Raw genomic sequence first — 21,575 nt, forward strand, 5'->3', positions numbered from 1 at the left:
GTCTATTCTGCGTCACACAGCATCAATTGTATCGGTTGCAACCCGTCTATTCCGCCATCGATCACGTCTCCGGCTTGCACGGGACCGACGCCAGCAGGTGTTCCAGTCAGGATAAGATCGCCTGGCCGCAGATGATAATACTCAGACAAATGACTGATGATTTCGTCTATCTTCCAGATCAATTCACCCAACGTTGCGTCCTAACGAATTTCGCCATTGACGCTTAGTTGAATGCGGATACCATCCAGAGGTGCCCAATCCGAGGCCCGGGTCAGTGGTGCAAACACAGTGCCAGCCTCAAGATCCTTGCCCAGATCCCAGGGGCGCTGCTTGTTACGTTCACGAATCTGCAGATCCCGCCGAGTCATGTCCAGGGCGCAACCGTAAGCATAGACCGAATCCCAAGCCTGCGCACTGGTCGCGCGGAACACGGGTTTGCCGATCGCCACGGCCAGTTCCATCTCGTGATGGAAATTGTTGGTCCCGGGAGGGTATGGAATGCTTGCCCCGGTCAGAACCGCATTAGGCGCAGATTTGGTAAAGTAGAATGGCGCTTCTCGGTCGACCTCATGTCCCATCTCAGCGGCATGGGCGGCATAGTTGCGGCCGACACAAAAAATCCGGCCTACCGGATACACCGCATCCTGACCTTGCACTGGGATTGTTGGCAGGTCAGGAAGAGAAAATAAGCAATCAGGCATCGCGTCCCCCAAAACGTCAGGCAACACGCATCTTAGTGTAGACGTACGTCTGAACAAGCCGTCCAGTCCATATGAGTATTTTTAGGTGTCCCTGAAATTTGCCTTTAAATTAAAAAGCCTGTTAATGTTGCGTTCATAAATATTATGGCTTACCTTTGAATAAACCAGAACAGCCCTAAGTTGTTTAGGTGGCAGAGCGCAAAACCGTTGGCAAATCGGGGTGCCACGCGTTCTGGCCACCGCTCACAGGTTCGGCGGAAACCCAAGCATTCGCCGAAGCACGAGCACGGCCCGTTGCGCCGGTGCACTGCACTGGCACGATGGGAGTAAAAATTTCAGGGAACTATGGCCAAAGATACTGCCCCCACATGTCTTTGCACCAGAAAGCCAGTCTTATTTCAGACTAGCGTGTTCTCTGGATCGCGGGCCGGACCGTCGAAATCTAGCCGACGCAACCGGCCCTGGGCCAGGCACTTTTTCCAGTATACGTCTGGCCACCCCGCCAGAGGCAGCACCTTTCTCTGGCGGGGTTCCCACGCCTGCTTCGGGCGCGGATCGTCACGTTTCCAGTTCACGCAATTCGTTCAAAAGGTCCAGCAGGGCCTCGTGCCGTTCCGGGCCCAACTTGGTGCGCAAATCCTCAGCCAGATGAACTGTCACCTGAATATTGTCCCGAATGATCTGCTTTCCAGTCTCGGTGATCTCGACAATCTGGCGGCGTTTGTCGCATGGGTGGGCGTGCCGCCGGATCAAACCTTTAAGCTCAAGCTTTTGCAGAATGCGGGTCAAGCTGGGCAACAACAAACAGGCCCGGTCCGCAATATGCGTTGGCTCTTGCGGGCCTTCTTCGTTCAGCACACGCAACACGCGCCACTGTTGCTCGGTAATACCAACATCTGCCAGCATCTTGCGAATAGGCCCCATGACCCGTTCCCGAGCCCGCAGTAACGCAATGGGCAATGAACGTGACGTCAATGGTACTTCATTGGTCATAAGGGATTCTCACCCATATCCGGCGATACTGCAACGGGCCATGTGTTTTTCTGGAATTACAGCCATTTTATCTTTTGTTAGAGCCTTATTGTTGTCCCACTCAGCCTTCGCAAAAGTATGAGAACGAAAGAACATTGACCTTACGCACTGGATATTCATCACTGTCAGCAGGACAAAATCAAACCGGTTAAACTTAACTGAGGTTCGAAATGAAATGGGATGAATTCTCGGATTGGGGCAAGAAGATTGCTGAATGGGCGCAGGATTATCACCTGACCGTTGGTGACAAGCCCGTGAGAGCCCAAACCGAGCCGGGTGATATTCTGGACGCCTTACCAGAACAGCCGCCGGAACAGCCCCAAGCGATGGAGGATATCTTCCGCGATTTCGAAGCGATCGTGATGCCTGGCATCACCCATTGGCAGCACCCCCGGTTTTTTGCCTATTTCAATTCGAACGCCTCGGCCCCGTCGGTACTGGGGGAATTTCTGGCCAGCGCCCTCGCGCCTCAGTGCATGCTTTGGCAGACATCACCTGCCGCGACCGAGATGGAGACGCGGATGATGGACTGGCTGCGACAGGCGTTGGGCCTGCCTCAGGGGTTTGCAGGCGTCATTCAGGATTCCGCTTCCTCCGCAACACTGGCGGCTGTGCTGACCATGCGGGAAAAAGCGTTGAACTGGCAGGGCAATCAACACGGGTTGTTCAGGCGGAAACCGCTGCGCATTTATTGCTCGGCCGAGGTTCATACATCGGTGGACCGCGCAATCTGGATTGCTGGGATCGGACAGGATAATCTGGTTCGTGTCCCGATCAAAGGCGGCTGGCGCGGGATGGACCCCGATGCACTGGAAGGCGCAATACAATCCGATTTAGACTCTGATTGTCATCCTGCGGGCGTTATTCTATGCGTTGGTGGAACAGGCACCGGAGCGACCGACCCTGTAAACGAATGCCTGAAGATCGCACAGAAACACGGGCTGTATTCCCACGTAGATGCGGCTTGGGCGGGATCGGCAATGATCTGTCCGGAATATCGCCATTACTGGTCCGGGGTGGATCAGGCGGACAGTATCGTTTTCAACCCGCATAAGTGGCTGGGCGTACAATTCGACTGCTGCGCGCATTTCCTGAAAGACCCTGACGATCTGGTTCAAACGCTGGCGATCAGCCCGGAATTCCTAAAGACCCATGGCAAGGACGGGATCATCAATTACTCGGAATGGTCGGTGCCCTTGGGCCGCCGTTTTCGGGCGCTGAAACTGTGGTTCGTAATGCGCGCCTACGGGCTGGAGGGGTTGCGAGAACGGCTTCGCAATCACGTGAACTGGTCCGTCGGTCTCCATGATCGGCTGGCGGCTGAACCTGACTTTCAGATTGTCACCCCACCGATGTGGTCGCTGTGGACCTTTCGCTATGCACCCGAAGGAAATCCTGACCTGGATGATTTGAACCTGCGGCTGGTCAATGCCATCAACGATGACGGCCGCATCTACCTGACCCAAACCCGCGTCGACGAAGATCTGGCGATCCGTTTTCAGGCAGGTCAATTTGAAACCACGGAAAATGACGTTCGCATGGCCTATGACGTCATAACCGACATCGCCCGCTCACTTAGTTAAAAGCAGTGGTATGTCCGTGTAGGGAAGCGGCTCAAACAGACTCTGAACAACGATGTTAGAGGTGATGCTGGTGTCTTTGTTCTCTAACCCTGCATAACGGCTGCGGCCTGAGCGTACCCGCCTGAGGCCCCGTCAACAAAATGAACATGGTCATCACGGGTGGCCGAAGGCACGAAGCACGTCATCATGGCTTCGTCCTGTACATGCAAGCCATATCGGACCTTGCCTTGACCCCGCGCCTGTTCCAGCAACATTTTTATCTGCGACAACGTGGCCAAATCGCAATCCAGCGTCATTTTTAACCCATCATCAAATTTGCGGAAGTCGGCGTTACGGCTGACCATTTGCTTATAGTGCCCGGGGTCGAATTCCCCCAACCGCTTGCCGGTCTTGAACAGTAATGCAATCAGCAGGTTCTGCCCCAAAAGTTTCAACTTCTGCGCAAGCAGATTGCCCCCGGCCCGCGATACGTGGGCATCAAGCGCCACATCCGGTGGCGGCCAACTGATCGGCGGGCCGTTTTCCGGCACCGGGTGACCCGCGCGTTCCAACCTTTCGGCTGCGGACAAGATGGATTGTGCCAAATCGGCAAAATCGCTTTCGGTCGCATTTGGCGTCGGCTGCACTACAAGAGAAATGATCTTCCCACGCCGCGTCTTGCTGTTGGACCAACGGCAAGAAAGCCCGGTCAGGTCAGGCTGCGCACCTTGTTCTGCGGGCGCGACATCGAACCGGCCTTCTTTCATCTGCGCTTCGGCCCAGGCAAGACCGCCCCCCGAGAACATGGCATAGTCGACCCCATCTGAGGGCGCATAGCGCGCCACGCGCAGATCCTTGCCCGCCAGACGAATTTCGGACACCGGCACCAGAGCTACGCGCAACGTGATCGAGAACTCTTCGTCCGCCCAACGCCGCAGCTCAGCCAATACGGTGCGGGCGATATCTACAGCACTCGCAGGAACAGCAAACCCTGCACCGTCACCGCCAAAGACATAGGGAAATTCCTGCCCCTTCAACGCGTTGATCATGGCCGAGATCACAGCCGCGCCAACCATGTTGACAGTCTTGTAGCGTCCTTTGGCGATCTCGCCGGTGGAATTTACAATATCAGCGACACCCAAAACCCAGTCATCAGGCACGGCAGCAAAGCGGGCTGGCTCAGCCAGCCGGATGAAGTCCTTCTGCAATGGCAGGCTTTCGTAAAATGCGGCCTGGGCGTCTTTCATCGGCACCTCGGGATTATAGTTAGCTTTTCAAATAGCTCGAATGTGAACGCTGTCCGGTAAAAACAGTATAACACACGCGCTTGTGTGAGGCATCGCGCCGTGCCAATCCTTTCAGCACTGATTGACGGGAAAGAGCGTTTCATGAAAGCAGGTCTGGTGGTTTTGTGTCTGGGCTATGTGCTCAGCCAATTTTTTCGCGCTTTTCTGGCCGTGCTTAGCGTGGATCTGGGCCGCGATATCGGCGCCACGCCCGAGGATTTGGCCTTTGCCTCGGGCCTTTGGTTTCTGATCTTTGCCGCCATGCAGTTGCCTGTTGGATGGGCTCTGGACCGGGTCGGGCCGCGCCTGACAGCGGCGGTATTACTACTGGTTGGCGGGGCTGGCGGTGCGGCACTGTTTGCTGCGGCCAGCACGCCTTTTCACATCGCTATCGCGATGGCGCTGATCGGGATCGGGTGCTCTCCGGTCCTGATGGCGTCCTACTACATTTTTGCACGCGAATTCCCACCTGCGCGCTTTGCAACGCTGGCCGCCGTGATGCTGGGGGTCGGGTCGGTGGGCAATCTGGTTGCCTCATATCCCACGGCGCTGGCCGTCGAGTGGATTGGCTGGCGAGCGACGATGTGGGTTCTGGCCTTGGTTTCGGGTGCGATTGCGCTGGGTATCTTGGCAACGTTGCATGACCCCAAACGAGTTGAGACCGAGCAAAAAGGTTCAGTATTGGACCTGATGAAAGAACCCGCACTGTGGACGATCCTGCCACTGATGTTGGTGGCCTATGCACCCTCAGGCGCGCTGCGGGGGCTATGGGCCGGACCCTATTTGCAGGACATCTTTACGCTCGACACGGCGCAGATCGGGCAGGCGACGCTTGTGATGGGGGCTGCGATGATTGCAGGAACCTTTGCCTATGGGCCGTTGGATCGCATTCTGGGAACCCGAAAATGGGTCATATTCGGCGGCAATGTGCTGAGCCTTGCGGCGCTGGTGTTGATGATCCTTTGGATCGACAATGCAGTCTGGTTGTCAGTTCTGCTGCTGGCCGTGATCGGCTTCACCGGCGCGGCTTTCCCGGTCATCATGGCCCATGGGCGCGCCTTCATTCCCCCGCATCTGGTCGGGCGCGGAGTGACCCTTCTGAACCTGTTCGGCGTGGGTGGGGTTGGGCTGGCGCAATTCGTCACCGGTCGCATTCACGCGGCCACGGTGGACAACGGTCCAACCGCACCCTACACAGCGATATTCGGCTTTTTCGCGGTCACCCTTGCCATTGGTTGCCTGATTTATCTATTCAGCCGAGACAACGTGGACTGACATCAACTGAGGAGAGCGCTGTGCAGGATATCGAGGTGATCGCGCCAAACCTGAAACACAGCTTGTCAGGGGTAACCACGACCGTCATCCGCCTGTTGCCGATCCAGAAAGAGATGATCGGTATTGTCGCCACAGGTCCCGGCCTGCCGGATGATCTGCCGCATATCAGACTGATCAACGTACCGTTCCTGCCAAACCGGAATCTGCGAGTCTGGCACGCGCGCCGCAATACCGAAATGCTGATGGGCCTGTTCCTTCGGCACATCCTGCGCCGGAACCTGAAACTGCTGTTCACTTCAGCGGCACAGAGGGACCATTCCGGGTTCACGAAATGGTTGATCTCGAAAATGGATGCGCTGATCGCCACAACGCCGCAAGCGGCCTCGTTCCTGCAGCACCCGTCGACCGTCATTATGCATGGCGTGAACACTGAACTGTTTCACCCTGCCGAAGACAAGCAAGCGTTGCGCGACAAGCTGGGCCTGCCCGGTGGAACTCTGATCGGCTGTTTCGGCCGTATCCGCCCGCAGAAAGGGGTCGATCTGCTGGTAGATGCCGCGATTGAAGTGCTGCCATCCCATCCCGAAGCCAGCATCGTGTTCACCGGTCGCACTGCTTCTGAATTCGAAAGCTTTCAGCGCGAACAGGAACAAAAGCTGCAAGCAGCCGGTCTTGGGGATCGGGTGCATTTTCTTGGAGAACGGCCCTGGGACGAGATTGTCGAAACCTATCGGGCGCTGGATCTCTTCGTTGCCCCTGCGCGCCATGAAGGCTTTGGACTTACCCCGCTGGAAGCAATGGCCTCGGGCGTGCCTGCGATTGCTTGCCACAATGTCGGTGCCTTTAGCGCCCAGATCAAAGATGGTGAGACGGGTCGTCTCGTCGAAAAGGACAACACCGCTGCACTGGCTGATGCGCTGGCCCAAATGCTGGACGATCCTGCCCAACTGGCAGCAGCGGGCAAGGCTGCCCGGGCCCATGTCGAGCAGAATTTTCGAATCGAGGGCGAAGCCGAAGCCATAGTAAAAGTCTATCGGTCCTTGCTGACCCCGGCCTAAGGCACACTGATCCGTGTCAATTCGTCGTTAATCTTGGAATTTGGGACCGAAAGCCCTTTTTTCTTTGCTGCAACGCGGCTATGAACGCGCGTCCTTAACTTTGGAGACATAAAATGGGCTATCGCGTCGTTGTCGCCGGCGCCACGGGTAACGTGGGCCGCGAAATGCTGAACATCCTGGCGGAACGTCAGTTCCCGGTCGATGAACTTGCCGTGCTGGCAAGCCGTCGTTCGCTGGGTACCGAAGTAAGCTTTGGCGACAAGACACTGACGACCCAGGACATCGACACTTTCGACTTTACCGGCTGGGACATGGCGCTGTTTGCCATCGGATCGGACGCAACCAAGACTTATGCCCCGAAGGCGGCGGCCGCAGGCTGCGTGGTGATCGATAACTCATCGCTGTATCGCTATGACCCGGACATTCCGCTGATCGTGCCGGAATGTAACCCAGAGGCAATCCACGACTATAAAAACAAGAACATCATTGCGAACCCCAACTGCTCGACCGCGCAGATGGTTGTCGCGCTGAAGCCGCTGCATGACCGCGCCAAGATCAAGCGCGTTGTCGTGTCGACCTATCAGTCGGTTTCGGGTGCCGGTAAGGAAGGCATGGACGAACTGTGGGATCAGACCAAAGCGGTCTATAACCCCACGACGGACGTGCCGCCGAACAAGTTCCAGAAGCAGATCGCCTTCAACGTCATTCCGCAGATCGACGTCTTCATGGAAGACGGCTCGACCAAGGAAGAGTGGAAGATGGTTGTGGAAACCAAAAAGATCGTTGATCCGTCGATCAAGGTCACCGCGACCTGCGTCCGCGTTCCGGTCTTCGTCGGTCACTCCGAGGCCGTGAATATCGAGTTCGAGGAATTCCTGGACGAGGATGAGGCCCGCGACATCCTGCGCGAGGCACCGGGCATCATGGTGATCGACAAGCGCGAACCCGGCGGCTACGTCTCGCCGGTCGAATGCGCGGGCGACTTTGCCACGTTCATCAGCCGCATCCGTCAGGATTCGACGATTGAAAACGGCATCAACCTGTGGTGCGTCTCGGACAACCTGCGCAAGGGTGCCGCCCTGAACGCAGTACAAATCGCTGAATTGCTGGGCCGTGAGGTTCTGAAGAAGGGCTGAACAGCTCAGTCTGAAAATCTTATTTGGGCCGCTTCCTCTGAAGCGGCCCTTTTTGCATTTAGCTTGCCTTTCAGACGGTGGTTTGCAACCTTTCCGCGAACGACGACCAGATTTATGCGAGCCATTATGCGAATACTCTTTCCCCTGCTAGCCCTCCTGCCAATTGCTGCAAATGCCGAAACATTCTCGATCAAAACCAAAGTATCCGAAGCAACTATATTTCCTGAAGGAGCAGAAATTATCCGGACCGGCAGTTTCAGTATTCCGCCTGGAAACCATCGATTGCTTCTGCCGGGCATTCCGGCCGGAGAGCTTAGCACTCAATTTTCAACGCTTCAGGTTGTCGCCGACGGATTGGAGCAGACCGCCTTGGTGCGGCGGATAGACGAAGTTCCCGACTATGATCTCAAAAGCGATGCCGAGCGTCAGGTTGAAATCCGAGTGAAGGATATCGAACGCCGGATCAGAGCCGTCGAGGACGAAGCCAGCGCGACTAGGTTGCGGGCCGAAGCCGCGCATCAAACCATACAGTTTCTGGGCAATCTCGGTCAGAACGAAGGGCTGGTAGGGTCAGGTGTCGAGGAATTGCGCGATCTGGCGCAGATGATTGGCGACGAGTCGTTACGCGCAGGGCAGGTTGCACAATCTGCCGAAATCGAAGCGCGTAAAATTGAAGAACGGCTGACGAATTTGACACAAGAACTTGAGGTCGCACAAGCCGAACTGGCCAAATTGGCCCCTGAGATCGATGAACGCCTTTTCGTGGCCGTTGATGTCACCGCAGAGACTGCAACTGAAGGGGTTCTGACGGTCTCATACCTCGATACATATGCAGCTGAATGGGGAACCGGGTACGAATTCCACCTTGCAACCGGGGACGCGCCCCAAGTTCGCATAGATCGCAGTGTACTGATCACTCAGCATACCGGCGAAAACTGGCATGGCGTGAACATAAAAGTTTCAACTATTGAGCCTTCCGGACAAAATGCGGCCTCGCGACTGCATCCAAAACGCAGGTTGATCCAAGACGAACCCACCACCTATGGCAATCTTGAAGAACCTATGGTTGAGGCTCCTGTTGTAGTGGAAGAAACTCAAGGCGGTCTGCCAATGACCGCATCCGTTGAAGGAACGGGAGTGACATACTCGATACCCACGCCAATTTCAGTTGCCAGCGGGTATGAGTTCACCGAGGTCGCGCTGGACACATTCAGTCAGTCAGCCGAAGTGTTCGCATTAGCCGTACCAATGCGGGACGACAATGCATTCCGGACGGTGAAATTCACCAACCCACTAGATCAAAGCCTAATGGAATCCAGCCTGGCGAAATGGTTCGTGGATGGCGTTTTGGTCGCGGCAGGGGAGTCGCCGGAAATTGGACCGCGCGAGGAGGTTGAGATGGGCTTTGGCCCAATTCATGGGCTAACAACGTCGCGCGCCATCTTGAATCGCAGCAGCGGGGATTCCGGGATCATCTCCCGCTCGAATCAACGAGTGGAGCAAACCGAATTGCTCATTAAAAACCTGACCAATCGTACCTGGGCACTGCGTGTGATCGACCAGATACCTTATTCGGAGCAGGATGATCTTCAGATATCCTGGAGTGCGCAACCTCGCCCGACCGAGGAAAACTATGAAAACAAACGTGGCATTCTGGCATGGGACGTGGATTTGACCCCAGGGCAAAACGAAAAAATTCAACTCGACCTAACACTCAAATGGCCCGAAGGAATGATACTAAGGTGATCAGCTATCTCCTTCAACCAGCGCCTTGAGGTTATCTAATGCGCTCTCAATGATCTCATGCATGCCGCTGCCGACCTGCGGATGTTCGGAACTCCAACTCACGGGCATTGTCCACCCCGGCTCTAGGTCCTCATTTGGACAGTTGTGTTTCTGAATAACGCGCAATTTGCGCCCCTAGCGCAATCTCGGATCAGGCCACTATACCCAATAAGGGCGCGGAATCAGAGACTTGATCCCCCGCCCTTTGACCGATTGAATTTCTGACGTCGCTCAGATGACAGCGAAATTTTCCTGTGCCTCATATCACTACAGCCCGCCTTCACCTATATCGGCCTACAACCTATGCAGACGCAGCGATTCTTACGGCTGATAGGGCAAGGATGAGTGGTGCAGCACGATGCGCAGCACACCGTCGGCGTCTTGCTTGTAGCCAAAGCTCTTGTCGACTTGTGTGACGTTGCCATCCTTGTCCGTGAGTATGACTGCGCCCATCCACATGGCCACATCACCTTCGACAAAAGTGGCAGATGTCACGCTTTCCATCGCTCGCCACCCTTTGATCCCGAAACCGCCGTCCAGCGGATACTCGGCATCATGGCCAACAAAATAGGCAAGTGCGCCGTGGCGCGTCGGGCGAAAGGTCTGGTCCCCCGAGGCCATAGTCGGCTTGAAAAGCACCGGGCCCAAATTATAGCCATAGGCAGCGTCCAGCACATCTTCGGCAACCGTACGGGCCGCATCGATACCACCCGTTTCAAATGCTTTTGAGATGGCGATCAACCCTTCACCCCAGGCATTGCGGGCAGCTTCTAGGTCATCGGTGGTAATTGGCATGGTCGTTTCCCTGATTTGTTCGCTGGGGGCTGCTCTAGCCTGAATTCACGGAAAATTCGAGTGATTTTCCTGCGCGAATGCAAGGTTTTGCAAAGGAATTCCCCGTCTAAGTCAGTCTACGCCGTGGGGGTGTAATGAATTGGGGTGAATGTGGTGGATAAGATACTCACACTTGAACACAAAGAAACCGTCCGTCTGGACCCGGATCAGTTAAACGGGCTGTACCGGCAACTGGGTGACAAAAACGCATTGGATGTACTGTGCCGCACGATCGAGGAACTGGCTGTACGCCTGTCAAACTGCGAACGCTTCTGGCGGGCACGCGATTGGACAGGTCTACGTAAATGCGCGCGGTCCCTGGTGGCAATTGCCGAGCAGATCGGCATGGTCGCACTGGCCCGCGTGGCCGGGGATGTGGCAAATTCGGTGGATGCGGGCGATGCGGTGGCAACCGGTTCAACGCTTTCGCGCCTGATCCGGGTCGGTGAGAAATCGCTGACGGTGATTTGGGATCAGCAGGATCTTTCTGTCTGACAGGGCTTGCGGACAAGTCTTGGCAGGCTAGGCTGTGCGCAATTCGAACCAGCCGAGATGCCCATGACCCTGTCCTTCGCTTCGCCCTCAGACCCGTCGCTGCCGCTGTACGTGATTGCGCAATCTGATCTGGATGATTGGCTGGAAGGCCAACCGGAATTGGTGGCGAAATGGCTAAAAGCCAGCGGCTTTACCGCGGCACTGGGTCAGGTGGCGCTGCTGCCTGGATCGGATGGTGTGCCAGAGTTTGCAGTGGCGGGTTACGGCAAGCCTGCAGGCCGCGCGCGCAAGAGGTTTCCGCTGGCCAGCGTTGCCGAGGCCCTGCCTGACGGTGCCTATCACATCGTGTCGGGCATACCCGATGAAGTGCTGGCGACCGAATGTCTGGGCTGGCTGCTGGCGGGCTATGCTTTTGATCGTTATGCCAAGCAATCTCCAGCCAAAGCCCGTCTGGTCGCGCCCGAGGGTATCGATGCCGCACGGGTTGAGGTTTTGGCGCGGGCCGAGGCCCTGACTCGCGATCTGGTCAACACCCCTGCTGCGGATATGGGGCCAGATCAGCTGCAGGCCGCTGCCGAAGCGCTGGCACAGGAATTCGGCGCAACGTGCAATGTGATCAAGGGGCAGGCCCTGCTGGATCAGAATTTCCCGATGATCCATGCCGTTGGGCGTGCCGCCGCGCAGGAACCACGCCTTATTGAACTGAATTGGGGTGGTTCAGGCCCCAAGCTGACGTTGGTTGGCAAAGGGGTCTGCTTTGACACGGGCGGGTTGAACCTGAAGCCCGGAAATTCGATGGCACTGATGAAAAAGGATATGGGCGGATCAGCCAATGTGTTGGGTCTGGCGCAAATGATTATGGCGCTGAAGCTGCCGCTGCAACTGAGGGTTCTGATCCCGGCAGTTGAAAACTCGGTGGCCGGAAACGCATTTCGGCCCGGCGACATCCTGACTTCGCGCAAGGGACTGACGGTCGAGATCAACAACACTGATGCCGAAGGGCGGTTGGTACTGGCCGATGCGCTGACACGGGCGGATGAGGGCGACCCCGATCTGGTCATCTCGATGGCGACGCTAACCGGAGCAGCACGGGTGGCTGTCGGCCCCGATCTGGCACCGTTTTATACCGATGATGACAACGCCGCCGATGCCTTGGCGCAGGCGGGCCGACAGGCGGCCGATCCGGTTTGGCGGCTGCCCTTCCATGAACCCTATGAGGCGATGATCGAGCCCGGCATCGCCGATCTGGACAACGCGCCTTCAGGTGGGTTCGCCGGGTCGATCACCGCAGCACTTTTCCTGCGCCGGTTTGTCGGCGATAGTCGCTACATGCATTTCGACATATACTCCTGGCAACCTAGCAAAGCGCCGGGCCGCAGCAAAGGTGGCCTCGGCCAAGGTCCACGTGCGCTTTTGACAGCTCTTCCCGAGATACTGGGCCTATGACCCGACAACGCGTCATAAATCCCGTTGCCGATTTGCTGCGCAACCCCGATGGTCCTCGGGATCGACAGCTTTTGTACGGTGACACCGTCACAGTCGACGATACCCAGAACGGTTGGAGCCGCGTGACGGCTGACAAGGATGGCTACACCGGCTGGGTGGCGTCGGAACAACTGGGGGCTCCGGTCCCCGACACCCACTGGGTCTCAGCCCCCGCGACCCATGCTTACGCGCAACCGGATATGAAAAGCCCGGACCAGGTTTCGCTAAGTTTCGGCAGCCGGGTGCAGGTTCTGTCCGAACAGGGCAGGTTCCTAGAGACCGAACTGGGGTTCATCCCCTCGGTCCACGCCAAGCTCACCGCCACTCATCTGACCGACCCGGTCGCTGTGGCCGAGCTGTTTCTGGGTACGCCCTATCTGTGGGGTGGCAACAGCCGCTTTGGCCTGGATTGTTCGGGCCTTGTGCAGGTGGGGCTACTGGCCTGTGGCCTTCCCTGCCCCGGTGACAGCGGTGATCAGGAACGTGAACTGGGCGAAGCTTTGCCCGCGGGAACGGAACCAAAGCACGGTGATCTACTATTTTGGAAAGGCCACGTGGCTTGGGTCTATGACGAGAATATGCTGTTGCACGCCAATGCCTATCACATGGATGTGACATTCGAGCCGATGGATCAGGCAATTGCACGCATTCTGGATCAGGGCGACGGGCCTGTCACTTCGCATAAAAGGCTCTAATCAAGGTCAACTGAGCGGATCAGCTTGCGTTCCAGCACCCTCAGGACTGTGCGCAGATCGTGACCGCGTTTGAGAATGCGCCCGTCCATGCCAATCACGGAATACATACCCTGCCTTTGGCGTAGGCGCGGGTGTTTTTCGACTCGGTATATCGGATGCTCTGCCGTGCGCCGAAAGATAGAGAAAACTGCCATATCCCGCAGGTTGGAAATTCCGTAATCGCGCCATTCTCCGGCGGCGACCATCCGGCCATAGACGGATAGAATATGGGACATCTCGTGCCGGTTAAACGCGACGGGCATCTGGGCCGAGTTTGCAGAAAACCGACTGGGAGGCTGCATGTTCATACCCTCAGCCTTGCCGGAAAACGCGTTTAAATCAAGCCCGAGCACACAAGGGTGTGATATTTTGGTTCGACGTGTGCTAACGCCGTCTGACCTGATGACAGATCAGTATCACCGGCAGCAGTCCTACCGCCAGAATGACCAGCGAGGGCACGGCAGCGCCTTCAAGCCGCTCATCCGAGGCAAGCCGATAGGCCTGCACCGCCAGCGTATCAAAGTTGAATGGCCGCATGATCAGGGTGGCAGGCAGCTCTTTCATCACGTCGACAAAGACGATCAGCAACGCCGTCAGCAGCGACGGCGTCAGGATTGGCAGATGCACCCGGCGCAGAGTGCCCAATGGGGTCTGACCCAAAGACCGGGCAGCGGCGTCCATATTTACGTGCACCGTGCTCTGGCCACCTTCATAGGCGCTGAGGGCGGCGGCCAGAAAGCGCACCATATAGGCTGCAATAAGCAACCAGATCGAACCCGTGACCAGCAGTCCGGTCGAAGCATCGAAGGTCTGCCGCATCCATGCATCCAGCGCATTGTCGAAACTGGCAAAGGGCACCATCAGGCCTACTGCGATTACGCCACCCGGAACAGCATAGCCCAGCCGCGCGATGTACCCGGCGGTCGATGACCCACGCCCCGGGCGCAAGCGTTGAAAAAATCCCACACAAATTGCCGCAAATACAGTGACCACGGCTGCAGTCCCGGCCAGCGTCAGCGAATTTCGGATGAACCCGATATAGCGACGCGACAGCAGGTTCTGTTCTGATTCCATCCCCATCTGGATCAGAATGAAGACCGGCAGCAAAAAGCCCAACAGCACCGGGATCGCACAAAGGGTAAATCCGCCAACCGCAAGCCAGCCCTTTAAGGGTGTCGCTGGCAACGAGGCATGGCTTTTGCCAGCCTGGTAATATTTCGCCTTGCCACGTCGGGTACGTTCGATGACCGCCAACAAAAGCGCAAAGCCCAACAGGCACAGAGCCAACTGCGCGGCGGCGGCACGATCTCCGATCGAAAACCAGCTTGTATATATGCCGGTGGCAAAGGTCTGAACGCCGAAATAGGCCACGGTGCCAAAATCGGCGATGGTTTCCATGATGGCGAGCAGGACACCCCCAGCAATTGCCGGGCGCGCCATCGGTAGCGAAACGTGCCAGAAGGCCAGCCATGGGCTTTTGCCCAGCGCACGCGCCGCCAGAAAGGCAGTTGCGCTTTGTTGCAGGAACGCCGCTCGGGCCAGCAGGTAGACATATGGATACAGCACGAGGATCAGCATCACCGCTGCGCCCTCAGTCGAGCGGATCTCGGGGAACCAATAGTCGCGCGGGCCCCAGCCGGTCAGGTCGCGCAGGGTGGTCTGGACGATACCGGGATGATCCAGAATGAAGGTGTAGGCATAGGCCAGAACATAGGCGGGGAAGGCCAAAGGTAATACCAGGGCGATCTCAAGAAACCGGACACCGGGAAACCGGGTCATCGTCACCAGCCACGCCGCGCCCACCCCGAGAAACAACGTACCAAGCGCCACCAAAACCACCAGGATCAGCGTGGTCAGCGCATAGCTGGGCAGAACCGTATCCAGAAGATGTGAAATTGTTTCGGTCCCACCCGTGACCGCGGCAAGAACCACAGCAACCATCGGAAGCAGACAGGCACCTGCAACCACAAAGGCTACAGTTGCTACCAACCGGGTGCCAAAAACGCCTCGATTGCGCGTTCCGTGTTCTGAGTATTCGATTTCGGCCATGTTTCCGGTGTGTGGCATGCTAAGGCGCAGGTTCCGCCTTTAATCGACTAAAACGCTAAGAAACACCAGTGGTCAGGCAAACAATTCTGCGGCACATACTGCCGCAGAGAGTTTGCGCGGGATCATTCGTAAACGCGCTGATCCTCGATCACCAACCCGTCCTTGGGCAAAGAACCCGGAGCCACGACCTCGATCGCGCCCTTGAGTTTCAGCACCTCAACCACGGATTTGGCATAAGCCATGTTGTCGCCGCTCGGGCTTTCGATCTGGACGGTCATTGTGTCCATTTCCCCTTGTCGGGCGGCGATGACGCGGGCTTTGACAATTTCTTCATGCTTGTCGACCAAAGCAGCCACCTGCTCGGGGCGCACGAACATGCCCTTGATCTTGGTGGTCTGGTCGGCCCGGCCCATCCAGCCTTTGATACGCAGATTGGTGCGCCCACAGGGCGACTGTCCCGGCATGACAGCCGACAGATCACCAGTTGCGAAACGGATCAGCGGATAGTCGGGGTTCAAAGATGTCACAACAACCTCACCCACCTCGCCCGACGCGACCGGGGTGCCGGTGCCTGGGGTGACGATCTCGACAATCACATGCTCATCGATGATCATTCCCTCCATAGCGGGGCTTTCATAGGCGACATTGCCGAGATCAGCTGTGGCATAACATTGCAGGCAGGAAATGCCACGGTCGGCATATTCCTGTCGCAGAGACGGGAATAGCGCGCCCCCGCCCACCACAGCCGTGGCAAATTGCAAAGCCACCCCCATCTCATCAGCCTTGTCCAGAATGACCTTCAGATAGTCCGGCGTGCCCGCATATGACGTACATCCCACATCCCGCGCTGCTGTCACCTGCAATTCAGTCTGACCAGTGCCTGCAGGTAAAACGGCGGCACCAACGGCCCGTGCACCGCTTTCGAAGATCATGCCTGCAGGCGTCAGATGGTAACCGAAACAGTTGTGGACTATATCGCCCGGACCAACACCCGCAGCATGCAGGAACCGTCCCATGCGCCACCAGTCGGGGTCAGTGCTGCCGGGCTCATAAATCGGGCCGGGGGATTGGAATACATGATGAAAGTGCCGCGCCGGTTTTACCGTAAAGCCTCCGAACGGAGGGCGTGCCGCCTGAGCCTGTGCCAGATCGGATTTGCGTAACACCGGTAGTTTCACCAGGTCTTCAACCGAGGTTATTGCATCAATATCGGCCCCGGCCAGATGCGCCGCAAAACCCGGTGCGGCGTGCGCCCGCGCCAACTGAATGCGCAGCGCCTGCGCCTGGTCAGAGGCGCGCTGGTCGGCTGAACGGGTCTCAAGCGCGTCGTAATATGTCGTCGTCATGACCTGATCCTCCATCCGCTTACAGCCACCTCTTGCGGCGGCGATACGAACGCACGTCGCGGAAGCTTTTGCGCCCCTCGTCGGACATTCCCAAATAGAACTCTTTCACATCCGGGTTCTCGCGCAGATCGGCCGCTGGGCCGTCCATCACGACGCGGCCCGATTCCAGGATATAGCCGTAATGCGCAAACCTTAGAGCCACATTAGTGTTCTGTTCGGCCAGCAAGAAAGACACGCCCTCTTTCTCGTTCAAGTCTTTCACGATGCCGAAAATCTCTTCAACCAACTGCGGAGCCAGCCCCATAGAAGGTTCGTCCAGCAGGATCGTCTCAGGCCGAGACATCAACGCTCGTCCCATGGCAACCATCTGCTGTTCCCCACCCGAAGTATAGCCTGCCTGCGATCGGCGGCGTTCTTTCAGGCGCGGGAAGTAAGTATACACAAGCTCCAGATCCTGCTGGATAGCAGCGTTGCCGTCCTTGCGGGTATAGGCCCCGGTCAGCAGGTTTTCCTCAACCGTCAGGTGTTCAAAACAATGACGGCCTTCCATTACCTGAATCACACCCTTTTCCACCAAATCGGCCGGGTCACTTTCATGTACGCTGACGCCGCGATACTTGATCGAGCCTTTGGTGACCTCGCCGCGTTCGGAATGCAGAAGGTTTGACACAGCCTTTAGCGTTGTCGTCTTGCCTGCCCCATTGCCGCCAAGCAATGCAGTTATCCCGCCCTTGGGCACAGTTAGGCTTACGCCTTTCAGCACGAGGATCACGTGATTGTAGATCACCTCGATATTGTTGACCTCAAGCAGGGTTTCCGCCTGAACTTCGGTGGTTTGGGCCGCATCCAGCATCAGCGCGTGTCCTCATGCGAGTGTGGGATTGGGGACGGCGGCGCACCGCCGCCCCGCGATTGCTTTAGTTACAGCGCGGCGAGAGGTTATTTTCTGCCGCGTAGGCGCCTGAATCCTCTGTGATCAAAGCATTGATCACATCGCCATCCGTCGGCTTAAAATCAGAAATGACGTTCCATTTCTGCGCGGCCGCGTCCCATTGGGTGACGCCTACCAGACCAGGCCCACCATGGTTTTGACAGCTGACCTCGAAAGTCGGTCCAAAGCCGCTCATTCCAAGTTCAGCCATTCTGTCTTCTGAAATGTTCAGAGCTTCCATCCCATCACGCATCATCGCAGGTGTGATATCCGCAACGCCGTGAATTTCCTGAGCCGTTCTGATCGCCTCAGACGCCAGCATGGCTGCGTAAACCGCGCGGTTATACTGCACCGTACCGACCTTATCTCCAGCACCTGCAGCCTTGCCCGCATCATGAACGTATTTCTTGATGTCGTCGAAGACTGGGAAATCATCACCGGTCGCTGTGAAAGCCAACGCCTTGTAGCCATTGGATGCCTCACCGGAAGGGATCACATCCGGTTCCGCGCCAGACCACCAGATTCCGATCATATTTTCCATCGGGAAACGGATATTCGCCGCTTCCTGAATGGCAACCTGGTTCATCACGCCCCAGCCCCACAGAATGACATAGTCGGGGCGGTCACGTCGGATCTGAAGCCATTGCGATTTTTGCTCCTGACCCGGAGAATCAACGGGCAATAGCGCCAGTTCATAGCCATGCTTTTTGGACAGCTCTTCCAGAGTACGGATCGGCTCCTTCCCGTAGGCGGAGTTATGATACACCAGTGCGACTTTCTTACCGCTGATATCTCCACTGTTCTCTTCCAACAGGTGATTGATCGCACCAGAAGCACCGTTCCAGTAATTGGCAGGATAGTTGAAGACCCACTCAAAAATCTCGCCATTCGCGGCCGAAGTTCTGCCATACCCCATCGTGTGAAGCGGGATACCATCTGCCGAAACCTTTGGAATCAACTGATAGGTAATCCCTGTCGACAAGGGCTGATACACCAACGACCCTTCGTTTTTCGTGGCCTCGTAACATTCGACGCCCTTTTCCGTGGTGTATCCGGTTTCACATTCGACCATTCGGATAGGAACGCCACCAATACCGCCGTCACGCTCATTCAGCATCGTGAAATAATCGTTGTACCCGTCCGAGAACGGAATACCGCCAGCAGCAAAAGGCCCGGTACGATAGCTGAGGTCCGGGATAACCAGATCCGCCAGTGCCGGGCCTGCGGCCATAAGGGCGCCCAGCGCCATGGTTGCCAGTGTCTTGTTCATCGGGTGTTTCCTCCCTTGATTGATCCGATGGTGGGGTCGGGTTTCGCACCCGTTTTCTGATTGGGCCTGCCCCTTAGTGCGGGAATGGCCAGAGTCTGAGTTTCTCTTTTGCGACGCGCCACAACTGTGCCAAGCCGTGGGGTTCAAGGATCAGGAACGTGATGATCAGCGCGCCAACGATGACCAACTGCAGATGCGCAACGATATCGGTCGGCCAGCCCAGAAGATCGACGCCTGTCACCTTCAACACCACCGGCAGCAGAACCAGAAACGCTGCACCAGCGAACGATCCAAAAATAGACCCTAATCCGCCTATAATGATCATGAACAGCACTAGGAATGATTTCTGGATGCCGAAAACTTCGCCCACTTCAACCGCGCCCAGATAGACCGCAAAGAACAGCGCGCCTGCGATACCTACAAAGAACGAACTGACGGCAAAGGCAGTAAGCTTGGCCTTCAGTGGGTTCACCCCGATGATCTCGGCAGCAATGTCCATGTCGCGGATCGCCATCCATGTACGGCCCGTTGTGCCACGCGTCAGATTGCGGGCGATGATGGCGCAGATGGTCAGGAAGATCAGGCAGAACAGGTAGGTCGCCCATGCCGGGGCATTCGGACCGGTAATGATGATACCGAACACATCGCGCTCGGGCGCGTTGATCTGACCCGATGCCGAATAGTTGTAGAACCACGGCACCCTGTTGAACAACCACACCAAGAAGAACTGCGCCGCCAGCGTCGCCACGGCCAGATAAAACCCCTTGATCCGCAAGCTCGGCAAACCAAACAGAACACCGACGATGGCGGTGATCCCGCCCGCCAAAATCACGTGGATGAACATGCTTACATCTGGGAAGGCCGTCATCAGCTTGTAACAGGCATAGGCCCCCACGGCCATGAACCCACCGGTCCCTAGCGAGACCTGCCCGCAATAACCAACAAGGATATTCAGACCGATCGCCGCGATTGCATAGATCAGGAACGGCAACAACAGCGCATTCGCCCAATAATCGTTGATGAGGAACGGTATGATCCCAAATGCCACTGCCAGTACGACATAGTACCGATACCGGTCGAACTTGATCGGGAAGGTTTGGTTGTCATCGACGTAGGAGGTTTTGAAATCCCCGGCCTCACGGTAGAACATGCCTTACTTCTCCCACTCTTCCTGCGCCCGGTTCCGGGCCTCGGTATTTAGTTGGTTGGACCCTTTGGCGTATCCACTCGCCTCAGATCCACGCACCAGTTTCATGTAGGCCAGAACACCTGTGACCAGCCCTGCAAAGGCCAGGATCGCGGCCACGACCAGTTGACTTTCTGAAAGATCGTCCGAGGTGATCGCGATATAGCCAAAAGCCCAGAACCCGGCCCACGCGACGACGTTGATGATGGCGATCAGCTTGGTCATCACGAACCCCACCAAGTGAACCACATCACCAGTACGAACATAACAACCGCGGAGAGCCCCATAAGGGCAGCCGTACCCAACATATCCGGTGCGGCTTCAACCCCGGGTCCACGATGGCGACCATTCGAATGCGCAGCGATGCCTGAAATCATTGCTGCGATACCTGAGACGAAGGCCGCGAACATCAAGCGGTGTTTAAACTCTTTCAATGATCTTCTCCCCAAACAGGCCCTGCGGCCGGAACACCAGGAAGATCAACGCCAGAACATAGGCAAACCAGTTTTCGGTCGCGCCACCCACCATCGGGCCAATGGCAAACTCGAACAGCTTTTCACCCACGCCGATGATCAACCCGCCGACAATGGCACCGGGGATTGAGGTAAACCCGCCCAGCATAAGCACTGGCAGCGCTTTGAGGGCAATCAGCGACAGCGAGAACTGCACGCCCGATTTGGTGCCCCACATGATACCCGCGACCAGCGCGACAAACCCAGCAACCGACCAGACCATGATCCAGATGAAATTCAACGAAATGCCCACCGACAGCGCCGCCTGATGGTCATCTGCCACCGCGCGCATTGCCCGACCCTGTTTGGTATACTGGCTGAACGCGACCAATCCGGCCACCAGTAACGCCGCGATAATCGTTGCCACGATGTCCAGATTGTCGATGAAGAAACCGTAGCCGAAGATATTGAACGTGCTCTCATCAATCCACAGATTGATGCCCTGCGGCAGACCTACATCCAACGTCTTGATCTCGGACCCCCACATCAGGTCGGCCACGCCCTCAAGGAAATAGGCCAGACCAATGGTTGCCATGAACAGAATGATCGGCTCCTGCCCGACCAGATGCCGCATGACAAACCGCTGCACTGCCCAAGCCAGAAGCACCATGACGCCCATAGTCAGCAAGATCGCCAGCAGCGCAGGCACATTCCACCCGAAATAATGGATATGCGTCCCGAAGGTTGCGTTGATCAGATGGGCAAACGGCACCTGCCCATTCATGATCCCCACCAAGGTCATTGCCGCGAACAGGGCCATAACCCCTTGCGCATAGTTGAAAATCCCCGAGGCCTTGTAGATCAATACAAAGCCCAAAGCGACCAGCGCATAAAGCACGCCAGCCATCAGACCGTTGAGGATAACCTCCATCGCGAATACGAGTTGTTCAGGCATCTG

At 56.8% G+C, this 21,575-nt stretch carries 20 protein-coding genes and 1 pseudogene; 8 read left to right on the forward strand and 13 right to left on the reverse strand.

Features of this window, described 5'->3' with window-relative positions:
- Nucleotides 1-2: 2 nt before the first annotated feature.
- Nucleotides 3-701, reverse strand: a pseudogene (locus tag GOW93_RS05930) (fumarylacetoacetate hydrolase family protein).
- A 558-nt stretch (nucleotides 702-1,259) separates the two neighbouring features.
- On the reverse strand, nucleotides 1,260-1,694 hold the full coding sequence (gene hpaR, locus GOW93_RS05935; RefSeq protein WP_170382203.1) for a homoprotocatechuate degradation operon regulator HpaR: 435 nt from the start codon (nucleotides 1,692-1,694) through the stop codon (nucleotides 1,260-1,262).
- 209 nt (nucleotides 1,695-1,903) lie between these two features.
- On the opposite strand from hpaR, the gene GOW93_RS05940 reads away from it, so the two are divergent.
- The gene (locus GOW93_RS05940) at nucleotides 1,904-3,316 is read left to right on the forward strand and encodes a pyridoxal phosphate-dependent decarboxylase family protein (RefSeq protein WP_170382204.1); all 1,413 of its coding nucleotides are present in this window, start codon (nucleotides 1,904-1,906) and stop codon (nucleotides 3,314-3,316) included.
- An 83-nt stretch (nucleotides 3,317-3,399) separates the two neighbouring features.
- Here GOW93_RS05940 and GOW93_RS05945 read toward each other — a convergent pair whose 3' ends face one another.
- Nucleotides 3,400-4,542, reverse strand: coding sequence for a DUF3095 domain-containing protein (locus tag GOW93_RS05945; protein WP_170382205.1), 1,143 nt, complete (start codon nucleotides 4,540-4,542; stop codon nucleotides 3,400-3,402).
- A 141-nt stretch (nucleotides 4,543-4,683) separates the two neighbouring features.
- Between GOW93_RS05945 and GOW93_RS05950 the strand changes: the two genes are divergently transcribed.
- From GOW93_RS05950 to GOW93_RS05965, 4 genes are all read left to right on the forward strand, one after another.
- The gene (locus GOW93_RS05950) at nucleotides 4,684-5,856 is read left to right on the forward strand and encodes an MFS transporter (protein WP_170382520.1); all 1,173 of its coding nucleotides are present in this window, start codon (nucleotides 4,684-4,686) and stop codon (nucleotides 5,854-5,856) included.
- 20 nt (nucleotides 5,857-5,876) lie between these two features.
- Nucleotides 5,877-6,914, forward strand: coding sequence for a glycosyltransferase family 4 protein (locus GOW93_RS05955; protein WP_170382206.1), 1,038 nt, complete (start codon nucleotides 5,877-5,879; stop codon nucleotides 6,912-6,914).
- Nucleotides 6,915-7,027: 113 nt separating this feature from the next.
- Entirely contained in the window at nucleotides 7,028-8,050 is a 1,023-nt protein-coding gene (locus GOW93_RS05960) for an aspartate-semialdehyde dehydrogenase (RefSeq protein WP_170382207.1), read from the forward strand.
- A gap of 126 nt (nucleotides 8,051-8,176) precedes the next feature.
- Complete coding sequence (locus GOW93_RS05965) at nucleotides 8,177-9,796, forward strand: DUF4139 domain-containing protein (protein WP_170382208.1); 1,620 nt, start codon at nucleotides 8,177-8,179, stop codon at nucleotides 9,794-9,796.
- A 360-nt stretch (nucleotides 9,797-10,156) separates the two neighbouring features.
- Here the strand turns inward: GOW93_RS05965 and GOW93_RS05970 are convergent, their stop codons facing one another.
- Nucleotides 10,157-10,630, reverse strand: coding sequence for a phosphoribosyl-AMP cyclohydrolase (locus tag GOW93_RS05970; protein WP_170382209.1), 474 nt, complete (start codon nucleotides 10,628-10,630; stop codon nucleotides 10,157-10,159).
- A gap of 144 nt (nucleotides 10,631-10,774) precedes the next feature.
- Here GOW93_RS05970 and GOW93_RS05975 point away from each other — a divergent pair, with 144 nt between their 5' ends.
- The 3 genes from GOW93_RS05975 to GOW93_RS05985 all read left to right on the forward strand — a co-directional run bounded on the left by GOW93_RS05975 (nucleotide 10,775) and on the right by GOW93_RS05985 (nucleotide 13,344).
- Nucleotides 10,775-11,164, forward strand: coding sequence for a hypothetical protein (locus GOW93_RS05975; protein ID WP_170382210.1), 390 nt, complete (start codon nucleotides 10,775-10,777; stop codon nucleotides 11,162-11,164).
- 63 nt (nucleotides 11,165-11,227) lie between these two features.
- Nucleotides 11,228-12,610, forward strand: coding sequence for a leucyl aminopeptidase family protein (locus tag GOW93_RS05980; RefSeq protein WP_170382211.1), 1,383 nt, complete (start codon nucleotides 11,228-11,230; stop codon nucleotides 12,608-12,610).
- Nucleotides 12,607-13,344, forward strand: coding sequence for a C40 family peptidase (locus GOW93_RS05985; RefSeq protein WP_170382212.1), 738 nt, complete (start codon nucleotides 12,607-12,609; stop codon nucleotides 13,342-13,344). Before GOW93_RS05980 ends, GOW93_RS05985 begins: the two co-directional genes overlap by 4 nt.
- Here the strand turns inward: GOW93_RS05985 and GOW93_RS05990 are convergent.
- The 9 genes from GOW93_RS05990 to GOW93_RS06030 form a co-directional block, all read right to left on the reverse strand.
- Nucleotides 13,341-13,691, reverse strand: coding sequence for a DUF2794 domain-containing protein (locus tag GOW93_RS05990; RefSeq protein ID WP_170382213.1), 351 nt, complete (start codon nucleotides 13,689-13,691; stop codon nucleotides 13,341-13,343). The two genes, GOW93_RS05985 and GOW93_RS05990, sit on opposite strands and share 4 nt — an antisense overlap.
- 76 nt (nucleotides 13,692-13,767) lie before the next feature.
- Nucleotides 13,768-15,432, reverse strand: coding sequence for an ABC transporter permease (locus GOW93_RS05995; RefSeq protein ID WP_170382521.1), 1,665 nt, complete (start codon nucleotides 15,430-15,432; stop codon nucleotides 13,768-13,770).
- A 122-nt stretch (nucleotides 15,433-15,554) separates the two neighbouring features.
- Nucleotides 15,555-16,778 (reverse strand): phenylacetate--CoA ligase family protein, encoded by a 1,224-nt coding sequence (locus tag GOW93_RS06000; RefSeq protein ID WP_254443473.1) that lies wholly within the window; start codon nucleotides 16,776-16,778, stop codon nucleotides 15,555-15,557.
- A 19-nt stretch (nucleotides 16,779-16,797) separates the two neighbouring features.
- Entirely contained in the window at nucleotides 16,798-17,631 is an 834-nt protein-coding gene (locus GOW93_RS06005) for an ABC transporter ATP-binding protein (protein WP_170382215.1), read from the reverse strand.
- A gap of 64 nt (nucleotides 17,632-17,695) precedes the next feature.
- Nucleotides 17,696-18,979 (reverse strand): ABC transporter substrate-binding protein, encoded by a 1,284-nt coding sequence (locus GOW93_RS06010; RefSeq protein ID WP_170382216.1) that lies wholly within the window; start codon nucleotides 18,977-18,979, stop codon nucleotides 17,696-17,698.
- A gap of 73 nt (nucleotides 18,980-19,052) precedes the next feature.
- Nucleotides 19,053-20,129: a branched-chain amino acid ABC transporter permease gene (locus tag GOW93_RS06015; RefSeq protein ID WP_170382217.1), complete on the reverse strand. Its 1,077-nt coding sequence runs from the start codon at nucleotides 20,127-20,129 to the stop codon at nucleotides 19,053-19,055.
- Nucleotides 20,130-20,132: 3 nt separating this feature from the next.
- Nucleotides 20,133-20,390: a hypothetical protein gene (locus tag GOW93_RS06020; protein WP_170382218.1), complete on the reverse strand. Its 258-nt coding sequence runs from the start codon at nucleotides 20,388-20,390 to the stop codon at nucleotides 20,133-20,135.
- Nucleotides 20,390-20,599, reverse strand: coding sequence for a hypothetical protein (locus GOW93_RS06025; protein WP_170382219.1), 210 nt, complete (start codon nucleotides 20,597-20,599; stop codon nucleotides 20,390-20,392). Before GOW93_RS06025 ends, GOW93_RS06020 begins: the two co-directional genes overlap by 1 nt.
- Nucleotides 20,586-21,572 carry a branched-chain amino acid ABC transporter permease gene (locus GOW93_RS06030; protein WP_170382220.1) on the reverse strand — a complete coding sequence of 329 codons (987 nt, stop codon included), beginning with the start codon at nucleotides 21,570-21,572 and terminating at the stop codon, nucleotides 20,586-20,588. Before GOW93_RS06030 ends, GOW93_RS06025 begins: the two co-directional genes overlap by 14 nt.
- Nucleotides 21,573-21,575: the final 3 nt, after the last annotated feature.

Source organism: Ruegeria atlantica (assembly GCF_013032455.1).
GTDB lineage: Bacteria > Pseudomonadota > Alphaproteobacteria > Rhodobacterales > Rhodobacteraceae > Ruegeria > Ruegeria atlantica_B.

Excerpts from the sequence above, each read along its gene's own strand:
- hpaR (WP_170382203.1), bottom strand. The coding sequence starts at position 1,694 with ATGACCAATGAAGTACCATTGACGTCACGTTCATTGCCCATTGCGTTA.
- GOW93_RS05940 (WP_170382204.1), top strand. The coding sequence starts at position 1,904 with ATGAAATGGGATGAATTCTCGGATTGGGGCAAGAAGATTGCTGAATGG.
- GOW93_RS05945 (WP_170382205.1), bottom strand. The coding sequence starts at position 4,542 with ATGAAAGACGCCCAGGCCGCATTTTACGAAAGCCTGCCATTGCAGAAG.
- GOW93_RS05950 (WP_170382520.1), top strand. The coding sequence starts at position 4,684 with ATGAAAGCAGGTCTGGTGGTTTTGTGTCTGGGCTATGTGCTCAGCCAA.
- GOW93_RS05960 (WP_170382207.1), top strand. The coding sequence starts at position 7,028 with ATGGGCTATCGCGTCGTTGTCGCCGGCGCCACGGGTAACGTGGGCCGC.
- GOW93_RS05965 (WP_170382208.1), top strand. The coding sequence starts at position 8,177 with ATGCGAATACTCTTTCCCCTGCTAGCCCTCCTGCCAATTGCTGCAAAT.
- GOW93_RS05970 (WP_170382209.1), bottom strand. The coding sequence starts at position 10,630 with ATGCCAATTACCACCGATGACCTAGAAGCTGCCCGCAATGCCTGGGGT.
- GOW93_RS05980 (WP_170382211.1), top strand. The coding sequence starts at position 11,228 with ATGACCCTGTCCTTCGCTTCGCCCTCAGACCCGTCGCTGCCGCTGTAC.
- GOW93_RS05985 (WP_170382212.1), top strand. The coding sequence starts at position 12,607 with ATGACCCGACAACGCGTCATAAATCCCGTTGCCGATTTGCTGCGCAAC.
- GOW93_RS05990 (WP_170382213.1), bottom strand. The coding sequence starts at position 13,691 with ATGAACATGCAGCCTCCCAGTCGGTTTTCTGCAAACTCGGCCCAGATG.
- GOW93_RS05995 (WP_170382521.1), bottom strand. The coding sequence starts at position 15,432 with ATGGCCGAAATCGAATACTCAGAACACGGAACGCGCAATCGAGGCGTT.
- GOW93_RS06000 (WP_254443473.1), bottom strand. The coding sequence starts at position 16,778 with ATGACGACGACATATTACGACGCGCTTGAGACCCGTTCAGCCGACCAG.
- GOW93_RS06005 (WP_170382215.1), bottom strand. The coding sequence starts at position 17,631 with ATGCTGGATGCGGCCCAAACCACCGAAGTTCAGGCGGAAACCCTGCTT.
- GOW93_RS06010 (WP_170382216.1), bottom strand. The coding sequence starts at position 18,979 with ATGAACAAGACACTGGCAACCATGGCGCTGGGCGCCCTTATGGCCGCA.
- GOW93_RS06015 (WP_170382217.1), bottom strand. The coding sequence starts at position 20,129 with ATGTTCTACCGTGAGGCCGGGGATTTCAAAACCTCCTACGTCGATGAC.
- GOW93_RS06020 (WP_170382218.1), bottom strand. The coding sequence starts at position 20,390 with ATGACCAAGCTGATCGCCATCATCAACGTCGTCGCGTGGGCCGGGTTC.
- GOW93_RS06030 (WP_170382220.1), bottom strand. The coding sequence starts at position 21,572 with ATGCCTGAACAACTCGTATTCGCGATGGAGGTTATCCTCAACGGTCTG.